8 protein-coding genes are annotated in these 11,496 nt (G+C 46.1%); 7 read left to right on the forward strand and 1 reads right to left on the reverse strand.

All coding sequences use genetic code 11. From position 1 onward, the window contains the following. From H6F80_RS28485 to H6F80_RS28495, 3 genes are all read left to right on the forward strand, one after another. Positions 1-1,656, forward strand: a 1,656-nt coding sequence (locus tag H6F80_RS28485) for a CHAT domain-containing protein (RefSeq protein WP_190794888.1), incomplete at its 5' end; no start/stop codon positions are given. Further along, entirely contained in the window at positions 1,653-2,204 is a 552-nt protein-coding gene (locus H6F80_RS28490; RefSeq protein WP_190794889.1) for a hypothetical protein, read from the forward strand. The genes H6F80_RS28485 and H6F80_RS28490, both read left to right, overlap by 4 nt. Then, positions 2,205-2,507 (forward strand): hypothetical protein, encoded by a 303-nt coding sequence (locus H6F80_RS28495; protein WP_190794890.1) that lies wholly within the window; start codon positions 2,205-2,207, stop codon positions 2,505-2,507. A 181-nt stretch (positions 2,508-2,688) separates the two neighbouring features. Here the strand turns inward: H6F80_RS28495 and H6F80_RS28500 are convergent, their stop codons facing one another. Continuing rightward, entirely contained in the window at positions 2,689-4,758 is a 2,070-nt protein-coding gene (locus H6F80_RS28500) for a DNA phosphorothioation-associated putative methyltransferase (RefSeq protein WP_190794891.1), read from the reverse strand. A 247-nt stretch (positions 4,759-5,005) separates the two neighbouring features. Here H6F80_RS28500 and H6F80_RS28505 point away from each other — a divergent pair, with 247 nt between their 5' ends. The 4 genes from H6F80_RS28505 to H6F80_RS28520 form a co-directional block, all read left to right on the forward strand. Continuing rightward, the gene (locus tag H6F80_RS28505; protein ID WP_190794892.1) at positions 5,006-5,926 is read left to right on the forward strand and encodes a DUF4007 family protein; all 921 of its coding nucleotides are present in this window, start codon (positions 5,006-5,008) and stop codon (positions 5,924-5,926) included. A gap of 5 nt (positions 5,927-5,931) precedes the next feature. After that, positions 5,932-9,504 (forward strand): hypothetical protein, encoded by a 3,573-nt coding sequence (locus H6F80_RS28510; protein WP_190794893.1) that lies wholly within the window; start codon positions 5,932-5,934, stop codon positions 9,502-9,504. After that, positions 9,501-10,307 carry a phosphoadenosine phosphosulfate reductase family protein gene (locus H6F80_RS28515; protein WP_190794894.1) on the forward strand — a complete coding sequence of 269 codons (807 nt, stop codon included), beginning with the start codon at positions 9,501-9,503 and terminating at the stop codon, positions 10,305-10,307. Before H6F80_RS28510 ends, H6F80_RS28515 begins: the two co-directional genes overlap by 4 nt. A gap of 118 nt (positions 10,308-10,425) precedes the next feature. Beyond that, positions 10,426-11,496, forward strand: a 1,071-nt coding sequence (locus H6F80_RS28520) for a hypothetical protein (protein WP_190794895.1), incomplete at its 3' end; no start/stop codon positions are given.

The raw sequence follows: 11,496 nt of genomic DNA on the forward strand, positions 1-11,496 counted from the left end.
AGTGGATGTGGAGAGCTACACCGGGCTAAAGGAAGAATTCACTACCAGTATGGATTACAGCAACAAGAACATTTGCTTTTTTGGGATAGGGCTCACAAAAGCTATGAAGACGCTTTACAGTTTTTTGGTGCTCAAGATTTTCCGGAAGAAAGATTAGAAGTAATTGGGGAACTTATTCAAGTATTTCTAGCTTTAGAGAAGATTGAAGAGGCAAAACATTTGCAGAGAGAGGGATTAGACCTTCTAAATCGCTTGTTGAGCCAGGCTGCTGCTCTCAGTAAGAAAAGATATCTTGCACTTAAATTTACAGGTTTCAATCAATTAACTGTTGATATTAAGGTTAAAAGCGGCAGAATTCTAGAGGCTTGGGAAACAGCCGAAGAAGGGAAAAATATCTGTCTGAAGTGGTTGTTATGGGAACAAGATTTATTGGTTCCTCGATATGATGAGGCTCAACAACTTTTAGATCCTTCAACAGCAGTTATTTATTGGCATTTAAGTCCATCCGCACTTACTACCTTTCTTTTGAAGTCTGATACTTTAACGCCTATCCTGGTGAACTCAGCTTCATCTAGCACTGGCAAAATACCAGAATCTTTAGACCGTTTGATAAAACTTGAGAACTGGGTTATGGCGTGGGATGAAAGGTATGCGAATTATCGAGATAAGGGGAAAACAGATGTTGAAGATAAGCAGAGCCACCCTTGGCGATTCAGTATGGAAGCGGCTCTAGAAGACCTCAAGAAGCTTTTATGTATTTCTGAAATTGAAGCTGAACTTTCAAATATCAATAAGCTAATTTTAATTCCTCATCGCGATTTGCATCGCTTTCCTCTCCATGTATTGTTTAATGAGCAATTTAGTATTACATATCTACCTAGTGTTCGGGTTGGATTAGACTTACAAAAACGCAGTTCAATCGAGCCTTGGCAGTTACAACCTTTACTGAATGTAGACGATCCTGCTGTAGATGGAGTTGATCAAATGCCCTATGCTCAATTGGAATCGGCAGTAGTGCAGAAATTATTTTCCACTTCAGTTTCAATTACTCGGGAACAAGCTACTAAAGCTGCTGTTACAGAGGCATTAGAGAATAACTACCAAGTGTTTCACTTTACCGGGCATGGTGAGTACAACGGTGATCGCCCTGAGATGTCTCAACTTGGTTTAGCAGATGGTTGCCTAACTGCTACAGAGATTGGTCGTCTCAATTTAAGTCCTTACAATCTTGTCACAATTGCTGCCTGTGAAACTGCTTTGACTGGTAATCAAACCATGACAACTGAATATGTGGGACTAGTTAGTGCCTTTCTAAAGGCTAAGGTATCTCATGTTTTAAGCACGCTATGGACTGTTGAGGAGGTTTCCAATGCTTGGATTGTGATTCGCTTTTACCAATTTCTATTGGAGGGGGTAGCGCCTGCATCAGCTTTAGCTAGAGCTCAACAATGGCTTCGCACTATTACCGATGCTGATCTTGCAGCCTGGCTAACCAAAATCAGTCACTTGGAGGGTTTAGATCCTTTGATTAAGCAGGATCTAGAGCAACAAGCCTATAGCCTTGAAAATTCTAGTACAATAGCGTTGGGAGGATCTGTTTACTCTCATCCTTATTATTGGGCAGCTTTCACCCTCACTGGAAGAGGCTTTTTATGAATCCCTTTGAAACTTGGACACTTGAGGCTTTCTTGAGAGCGGTTTCTCAGGCTGATAAACCTTTGCCACAAGATTTGCAGGATGAAATTCGCAGAATAGGTCATGCTCTTGAAAACCATAACTTTAATGTTATAAGAGAAATCCCAGCTCTAGTGGAGCGAGATGTTGCTTTAGATGAGCGATATAAGCTTTCCTATAGAAGTCTTCAGAAGCAATACCAAGTTCAAGAACGTGCAAAGAGCTTAGCACTTGCAGTAAGCAGTTCAACATCCTATGGGCTAGAGAGCCAAATTGCTCAAGTTCTGAATGCAGATGACATTGTTGGTGCAGCAAGACGGTTTGTATCTAGATTAGATGAGCGACTAACAATTGGTTCAAGTCAAGACGATTTTTGGAAACGTGGCGATCGTGTTATAGCATTGGCAAGCGGCGGAGCATTTCTGGGGGTTTTATTAGCTCAGATTCCTGGTGCTATTATTGGTGGACTACTTGCTGCTGCATATGCTTGGTTTACTGCTCCGCAAGTTGAGTCAGACAGGAAGGCTTAAATGACCCAGAAGCAATTGTACGCTGTATGGATCATTCTTACTATTCTCTCATTATTAATCATCCTTCTCATTCGTCGCCATAGAAAGTCTAAGTCCGCATTGCAGCTTATTGAAGTTACTGACGTGGCGCTTAATGTTTTTGGAGGAGTATCTGGTTTATACCTAATGTCCCAAACATGGTCGCTTTTTGATGAAATACAGAAGCTTGTAAATAGTGAAGGTTTAGTTGCAATGGCATTAGGTGGATTCGCCTCTTTTTGGTTTGCCTTTAGCAGAGTTAAGGAGCTAGCCCTCAAGAATTAAACTTCTTAATCTAACAATCAAAAACATGTGGTTTTCTGATTTTACTCTAATTAAGTAAAAAGCATACCGTGATAAGTTTCCACTTGCTGATTAGGAATTGGGGTACAAGTTCAGTATCTATATTTTTTCATGTAAAAGAAAATCTATATAAAGCTTGTCTTAACCGAGGTTGTCCAGTAAGTTAAGCTTGCTGATCATATATGCGCTGTGACTGATTTGCTCGAATAGCTGATCGCATTAGCTTCACCCGATATGGATCAGCATCTTTCCGCCACACCACGCGGTGCCCTTTTAATTCAGCACAATGATCCTCCAAGCACTTTTGCCAGCCACGATAGTCATAAATCAGACGCAAATCATCCAGCAAGCCCCATCCTTCCTCCTGCCGCGTCAGCTTTGCGAACTTCTCGTACAGCGGATAGTCGGCTGTCACCATTGAATCTTTCTGGTGCAATAAAGGTGGGTTGTTGTTAGAGTCGTAATCCCGGTAATGAACGTGTAGGTCTCGTAGGTCAATCTCCATAATGGTGTGTAGGGCAGGATGGGGATCGGTGTCAAAATTTGGGTAGAACAGGTAGGAAATCTTCGGCTTACGGAAGTGGAACTTGACAACATTGGCTTCCTGCGGGCGACCGATCGTGCGAGAAGCACAACCTTCGTAGAGCCGCAGCAGGGGATCAAGAGCCTCGATCGCCGACACATGAACCCACAGTGAATTCGGTCGCTTCTGCCCGATCGCACTACTCTTGCAGCGTTCCTCAACCACCTCCAGATTGCCCAAGCTCATCAGCATCAGGTCTGCCGCAGCACAGGCTTGTTGATAGCCCCCGAACAGACTTTTAATGTCGTTTTGAACCACAGGTGTCAAATCTCTTAGCTTGGGACGACGACCAAAATGGCTCAATGCCAGATAAACCAATAGGTCTTGACGGCGGCGATCGCTAATCGCATCCCATTCTTGCGGGTTCGTAGCTTGCAGGACGATCTGAAATGCCCGTCGCAGATTGCCAAATTCAGTGCTGAGTGTTTCCGTCTCAGGCAGTTCCTCTAGGGTTGGTAGTCGTCCCCGTTCCGTAAAGAATGCCATCAACGGAGTGAGCAGTTCCTTGTAATCTTCAAACCGCTTATTCGCCAGTTGAACTTTGGGGACGGAGACGCGCGATCGAAACCGAGATGCCCGAAAGCTCTGCGCCTGCGCTTCATCCCGGAAAATAAAGTAGATCCCTAATGCTGCTGGAACTGCATCGACCCCAAGCACCTGGTCAACATAAATCTTCAGTTCTTCTTGGTCATAGTATTTCTGGAAGGTATTACGGCTGGTAATTACCCCATCCCCGTAGGCAATCTGGCTATTCCCCTGCGCGATGAGAACCTGGGCAGCGACAATTAGCACCTGCCCGGTTAGCTCCCAAGCTTTAATCAAAGCCTCACGCCGCTCTGCCTGAGACTCGATGACGTTGATGACGTATCCCAGGTTAACGACATCCGCAGTGACTAAGGGGGAATCTGGACGGTAGTAGGGGTCCCAGCCAGCACTCTCGTGGCCCAGTTTGCCCACCCGTTCCAGATCTCCGCCCTGCCCACAGCCGTAGTCAAAGAAGGTTGTGGTCTGGTTCAGCAGCCCTGCTTCTAATGCCAGACGTACAGGTTTAGAGAAGTCGTTGCGGCTGATGGCTGCTTTGTGGCGATCGATCTTGACCTGAGTAGACTGGGCGTTGAGGAGCGATCGATGGATCAGAGTGTGCCCTTGAAACGCGACTTTGAATTGGGCTAAGCGTTCCTCCCAGGCTAAGCGCGTCCCGATCGCCCTCGGATTATCCAATAGTCCTAGAGCTTCTTCCTGACGAGTGAGGGCAGCAAATTGCTGGTAGTGGGGATAATCAGTCGCGACAAAAGTTTCTTTTCGATGAAGAATAAAAGGGTTGCCTGCCTCACCGTAATCTCGATAATTCACCTCACGGCTTTGCAGGTTTACCTGAATGCTGGATTGAAGCGCAGGGTGAGGATCGCTGTCAAAATCTGGGTACGACAGGTAGGAGATGCTTGGCTTCTCCAGATTGAACTTAACGAGTGTAATCCCCGCTGGGCGGGAGGCAATCTCTCTAGCTCCACTCTCGTACTCTTGGAGAAGTGGGTCTAATGATTCTAAGGCTGAGATATGGACATACAAGGCATCCGGCAGGAGCTTACCCACCTTGCTGCGTTGGCAGGTAACGGCGATCGCGCTAAAGTCGTCAAGGCTACAAAACATTAAGCAAAAGGCTTGAAGGATGACAATCCTTCCTTACTAGAACTTATTATGCTACCGAAACTGTTGGGGTAAAGGCTTCTGACCCTACCCTGACAAAATTTTCTGTTATTGCTGGGAATAGACGGCTATGGACTATCGTACAGTCATCCTATATATAGTGTTATCCTCGTATGCTAAGTCTAAGTATTGCGTCTGTTCATTTTCCTCCTAATCTTAGACAATAAGTACAATCGTTCTGTTTCGTCTTATGGTAAAGCAGATCAGCCTCGACTTAGGCAAAGCTGAAACACAAGCAGTCAATGTCTTTGCTCGCCATGAGACATTCCACCCGCGCTTTGGCTGGCTGAAGAAGGGTTTTGATCGTGCTTCTACTGATTCAGAAATTTTCTTAAGGGAGAATGCCCCTGTTCGACTCGGTGTGGGAAAGAACATGGTGCGCTCCATTCGGTACTGGTGTTCTGCCTTTAAGCTGCTGAAGGATGACCAGCCAACAGAGTTTGGTCAGCAACTTTTGGGGCAGGAAGGCTGGGACCCTTATCTAGAAGACCCTGCCTCTCTTTGGCTGCTGCATTGGAAATTGCTAGAAGCACCTAACTTGGTCACTGCCTGGAATGTTGCCTTCAACTATTTTCGCCAGGTCGAGTTTACGACTGAAGATTTGTTCTACCAGCTTTGTGAGTACCGCGATCGCGAAGCTCCCCGTATTTCTGAATCTTCACTAAGAAAGGATGTGAGTTGCATTTTGCGGATGTATGTCGTGCAGCCCAGTGGTAAGGCGCAAGTCAGCGAAGATTCCTTGGATTGCCCATTTACGGAACTGGGGTTGATTCACACCGCAGGGGATTCTCGGCACTATATGTTTCGTGTTGGGCAGAAACCAAGCTTACCCCCAGAAATTGTGGTTTACGCTTGCTTACAGCATCATGCTCGAACAGGTAGCCCCGCCAAAACGATTCCAATTGCTAATTTGCTCTACGACCTTGGTAGCCCAGGAATCGTATTTAAGTTGACTGAGAGTGCCATCTGCGACGCGATCGAAGTCTTAGCTCGACGATGGGATCAAATTCGACTGTCTGATGCAGCCGGAAAGCTTCAATTTTCCTTTGAAGGGGAGCCGCTTGAACTATCAGAGGCTATCTTAAACGGGTACTATCGAGCGGGAAGGTGAGCAAGATGACCAATAAGGCTCTATCAACCTATTTTGAGCTACACCGCCGCTACTACCGATCTGTCAATTTAGAGAGAGACTTAGATAAGCCTGATGCGGTTCAGGGCTATGTTCCAACTGAGCGATCCGCTGAAGCGTTGCGGCGAATTTTGTCTGCCATTGGAGATTCGAATGCTCACCGAGCCTGGACATTAACTGGAGTCTATGGAACAGGAAAGTCGGCATTTGCTCACTATCTTGCTGCTCTGTGTGCGCCAGAAGAAAGCCCCGTAGCAGATGAAGCCTGGGCGATCGCCAAGTATGCTTTTCCGGCTGACAGCCTCGAAATGAAAGCTGTCACAAATGTTCCTGAACCTGGATTGTTAAGAGCCGTAGCGACTGCTCAACGGGAGCCTTTAAGCTGGACGATCGTTCGTGCCTTATCACGAGGGTTTGAGCTTTTTTGGAAAAAGAAGCGGAAGCCAGATTTCTGGATGGATCTCAATGAGTGGCGCTTTCAGACGGAGGAGGGCAACTGTCAGATTACAGATCAACAGGTGCTCAAGTTAATCCGAGAGATCGTGCAAACGGTTGAAACGGATGTGCTGCTTATTATTGATGAGTTGGGCAAGAATCTAGAGTATGCGGCTCATCATCAGGGCATTCAAGATCTTTACCTGCTTCAGCAGATTGCTGAGCTAGAGCTTAAGGGAGACTATCAGGTTCACCTGTTGGGTATTCTCCACCAGTCATTTGCAGGATATAGCGATCGCCTCTCGACAATAGAACAGAGCGAATGGACGAAGATTCATGGGCGATTCACTGACATCGTTCTCACTGAATCGCCTAGTCAGATGACTCGCTTAATTGGGCAAGCGATCGATCGATCTAATGCTGATCCAGTTCTTCACAGCATTCACCTTCAAGCAGAAAGCTGGTTTGATGCGTTGAAGGACGTACTCTCGGAATACGAGATTTCAGCGAAGGTGCTAGCAGATGCTTACCCCCTACACCCCCTGACGGCTCTGGTGCTGCCAATGCTCTGTGTGCGCTACGCCCAGAACGATCGCTCTCTGTTTACCTTTCTCACTAGCGACGAACCTTACGCCTTCAGTCAGTTTCTTAAATCCACCGCAGTTCAAGGCGATCAAATTCCTACCTTGAAGCTGTATCAGCTTTATGACTACTTTGTTGAGGCAGTAACCGGACTCGCTTCGCGACTCAACTTACAACGTTGGGTTGAAGTGCAAGGTTTAATTCAGGATGCGAAAGACCAGAGCCAGGATGTTCTGAAGGTACTGAAAACCATTGGGGTTCTCAATCTAGTCACCTCAACCGGAAAGTTTCGTGCAACCCCTGAATTAGTGGCGTTGGCATTGTGCGACTCCCCCACAGATGAAAAGGGACGTAAGCATTGGCAGAAGACAATCCAACACCTGAAGCAGAAAAAATTAATTACTCACCGCAGTCGAACCCAAGATGAATTGCGAATCTGGCAAGGCTCAGATTTTGATGTTGAAGCGGCAATTCAAGTACAAATCGAGCAAGCCTATAATCCCTTAGCCGATTTGTTGAACACAACCTATCCATTAAAACCACTGGTCGCTCAACGCCATTACACCACAACGGGCAACCTACGCTATTTTGAGCAGCGGTACGTTGATAGTCGGGTTGACCTAAAGGAGCTAACTTGTGCTACGGCTGGTGGCGACGGCTTAATTGCTTACTGGCTAGATACAGCGTTTCTTGAATCAGTGCCACCACAGACAGTAGATGGCAAGCCTTTAATTGTAATTACGGTTGCCAATCTTGAACTATTACGGATGCGTAGTGAAGATTTTCTGGCATTGAAGAAGATTTGGAAGGATGCCCCCGAATTGCAAACTGATGGCGTGGCAAAGCGTGAGGTTAGGCAGCGCCTTGTGGAAGCAGAGCAATTACTGAATGAAACAGTCGCTCTAGCATTCAACTGGTCAGCACAAGAAAATACTTGCTGGATTGATGGAAAACTTGCTGTCATTGAATCTTCCAGGGGCTTCCAATCTGCGCTCTCCAACCTGTGTGATCGCATTTATGACAAAGGTGCAGTGCTAGACAATGAACTGATCAATCGCCGTGAATTGACATCACAGGGCGCAAAGGCGCGGCGCGAACTGATTGAGGCGATGCTCAAAAATGCTGCCAAGGAACGCTTGGGGTTAGAAGGTTATGGTCCTGAAGTAGCCATGTATGGATCAGTGCTGGAAGCTACAGGCATCCATTGTCAGGAGGATGATGAATGGGGCTTCCACCCACCATTACCTTGTATTCCTGCGGATTCCTTGAAAGAACCGTTGCGGAATGATCTGGGCAGTGAAAACCCTCTAGAGTCAGCAAGGGTTGACGTATCCTCCGTTTGGGATGAAATTGAACGATTCTGTTTAGAAGCGAAGGATAGCCAGCAAACGCTAGACCTGCTTTACCAGAAGCTAGAGCAGCCGCCCTTTGGTGTAAAGCTTGGGGTGATTCCTATCCTACTCGCAGCTTTTCTGCTGGTTCATGTTGATGATGTCGGTATCTATAAAGACGGAACCTTTATTCCTGTCCTTGGACCAGAGCATTTTGAGTTATTGGTGAAAGAACCCTCGCGCTTCTCAGTGAAGTACTTCGAGATGGCGGGACTGCGATCGCAGGTCTTTAAGGAACTGGAAACCGTTCTGAAGTCTCCAAATGCCAAGGCTCCTGCTGGAGTGCGTAATGCGTCATTGCTAGCCGTTGCTAAGCCCTTGTTTGGATTTGTCCGTCAACTGCCAGAATTTACACGATCGACAAAGCGGCTGAGTTCGGAAGCACGAAAAGTTTTGCAGGCGTTACAAACGGCTCAGGAACCAGATGCTTTGCTGTTTGTGTCCCTACCAGATGCTTGTGGATTCACCCCAATGACTACAGGTAGTGAGGAAAATGAGCAGGAAGCAAAAGCGTTTCGGAAGAAACTGGTGCAATGCATCCATGAAATTCAGACTGCTTACGACAATTTATTAGCTGACTGCCAAAAGCACCTCTATGAAGCATTTGGGATTCGCAGCAAGGAAGCTAACTTAAGGGAGGATTTGCGGGTTCGTGCCAGTTACTTGGTAGGGCAGTGCATCGATCCTGTCCTGCGGCATTTTGTCGCTAAAGCTGTGGAAGAGGATTTATCCGATAGAGATTGGCTAGAGGCACTTGTTAGGATTGTGGCAGACAAGCATCCAAAGGGCTGGATTGATGAGGACTTCAGCCGATTTGAACTTGCTTTGAGCGATTTAGTTCGTCGGTTCGAAAATCTAGAAGCCCTTCGGACTGAAATCAGGCGGCAAGGTAAAGGATTCGATGCTCTCAGGATTACGGTGACAGAGCCGAATGGTCAGGAAGTTCATGAAGTTGTTTGGATTGATGAAGAATATGAAGAGTTATTCGATCGGCTCACCGAAGAGGTATTGAATACGCCAGCATTAAAGGACAATCCCCGGCTCCAGAAGGGCTTTTTAGCAAAGCTCAACGAAAAACTCCTGAGTCGCAAAGATATTGATTCTCAAGGGGAATTTGGGAAACCTACACGGAAGCGGGGTCAGTCAGCATGAGCAAGAAGAAGGGGCGGCACATACTAGGTCTCTCTGGTGGTAAGGACAGTACAGCCCTTGCTATCTTTATGCGTCAGCAATACCCTGACCTAGAAATCGAGTACTTCTTCTGCGATACCCATAAGGAACTGAAAGAAACTTACGAGTATCTAGGGAGAATTGAAGATTGGCTTGGGATTAAAATTCATTACCTCGAAGCAGAACGAGGCTTTGATCACTGGCTGGATGTGTATGGCGGTGTCTTACCGTCTCCTAAGATGCGATGGTGTACCAAGCAGATGAAAATCATTCCTCTAGAGAAATGGGTGGGGGATGACGAGGTGATTACCTACGTTGGCATCCGTGCTGATGAGAACCGTGATGGCTACATCTCAACCAAACCCACTATTACAGCTAAATTTCCCTTCAAAGAACACGGACTCGTTAAAGCTGACATCATCCGTTTGCTTGAAGAAAGCGGAATTGGAATGCCTGATTATTACCGCTGGCGATCGCGATCGGGCTGCTATTTTTGCTTCTTCCAGCGCAAATACGAATGGGTCATGCTAGCACAAGAGCATCCTGACCTTTTCCAGAAGGCAGTTGAATACGAGCAAAATCATCGAGATGGCAGAACTTATACCTGGACCCAGGGGGAAACTCTGTTGGAATTGCTAGAACGCAAAGACCAAATTATTGCTGACCATGAAAAGGCTATGGCAAAGCAAGCAAAGGAAAAGCCTAATCAATCTCTCTCCGATGTCTTATCAACAGTGCTAGATGAGGAGGATGAGAGCTTACCCTGTTTGGCCTGTCATATTTGAGTAAATACCAAGTATATTTGCTCAATTTCTAGTGAGGGGCAGTTGTAATTAAAGAATATGAAAATGTTCTGGCTAGAAGATTGATTTAGATACCAGTCAGCAAGAGACCCTGTATAGCATGAACGAGATTCTTAACCCATTCGTTGCTTATCTCAATCGCTACACCACTGTATCGCCTGAACACGAGGCAGCATTTGACGAATTTATTACTCAAACTCCCCCTCCTACAGGTAGCCCTCTACGCCTAGTTACCAAAACAGAAATCTTCCTCCGTACTTGTTTCGAGCAGTCGCACCCGCCGTCAATTATCCTCACAGGTAATGCGGGTGATGGAAAGACATATCTCTGCCGTCAAATTATCAAAGCTTTTACAGGGCAAGACATTACAGAGTGGAAAGATCAAGTCCAGTGGACTATCGAGAGGGACGGTGCAGTATTGCAAGTTGTTAAGGATCTCTCTGAAGTGGGAGAAAGTGCAGGTGCTGAAATTCTTCAGCAATTAGCTAACAGTTTATTGGTAGGTCAACCAAATTCTATATTCCTAATAGCTGCTAACGAAGGACGCTTACGTGCGCTTTTGGGTCGGGAGGATAAATTAAAGGTTGTTGGAGATAAAGTCAATAAGCAGTTAAAGAATGGACTAAATAAAAATGATACACAACTGATTGTTCTAGACCTCAATCAAGTAACAACTTCGGCTTACATTCCCCAGGTTTTAACTTGGTTAACCGATCCGTCTCACTGGCTGGCTTGTCAAGGCTGTACAGCTTTTGAAAATTGTCCTATTAGGTTTAATGCTACTCGTCTTAGAGACACTTACGTTAGCGAACGGCTTCAGCTTCTATATCAAGTTCTTGAACACCTTGGCATTCATGTCACTATTCGGGACATGCTTATCCATATAGCTTATACCGTTACAGGAGGGCTAAATTGTAGCGGGATCGTACAGCAGAATCGACAATTGGGAACTGATTTTCATCAGTATGCCTACTTTGAGAATGTTTGGGGAGAGATGCTTGATGAAGCTTCTCGGAGAAGAATAGTAGTCGCACATAACCTTCAACACTTTAATGTTGGTAGACAATCCCTTTTCGAAGTTGACAACTTCATCATTAATGGTGGTTCCTACGACGGGCAAGTTCAAGCGGAATATAAGCGCTTATTTAAAGCCTCGGTGGACTTAGGCGAT

Origin of the sequence: Leptolyngbya sp. FACHB-711 (assembly GCF_014695615.1) — a bacterium.
In the GTDB taxonomy this organism is placed as follows: domain Bacteria; phylum Cyanobacteriota; class Cyanobacteriia; order Elainellales; family Elainellaceae; genus Leptolyngbya_A.

Excerpts from the sequence above, each read along its gene's own strand:
- H6F80_RS28490 (WP_190794889.1), top strand. The coding sequence starts at position 1,653 with ATGAATCCCTTTGAAACTTGGACACTTGAGGCTTTCTTGAGAGCGGTT.
- H6F80_RS28495 (WP_190794890.1), top strand. The coding sequence starts at position 2,205 with ATGACCCAGAAGCAATTGTACGCTGTATGGATCATTCTTACTATTCTC.
- H6F80_RS28500 (WP_190794891.1), bottom strand. The coding sequence starts at position 4,758 with ATGTTTTGTAGCCTTGACGACTTTAGCGCGATCGCCGTTACCTGCCAA.
- H6F80_RS28505 (WP_190794892.1), top strand. The coding sequence starts at position 5,006 with ATGGTAAAGCAGATCAGCCTCGACTTAGGCAAAGCTGAAACACAAGCA.
- H6F80_RS28510 (WP_190794893.1), top strand. The coding sequence starts at position 5,932 with ATGACCAATAAGGCTCTATCAACCTATTTTGAGCTACACCGCCGCTAC.
- H6F80_RS28515 (WP_190794894.1), top strand. The coding sequence starts at position 9,501 with ATGAGCAAGAAGAAGGGGCGGCACATACTAGGTCTCTCTGGTGGTAAG.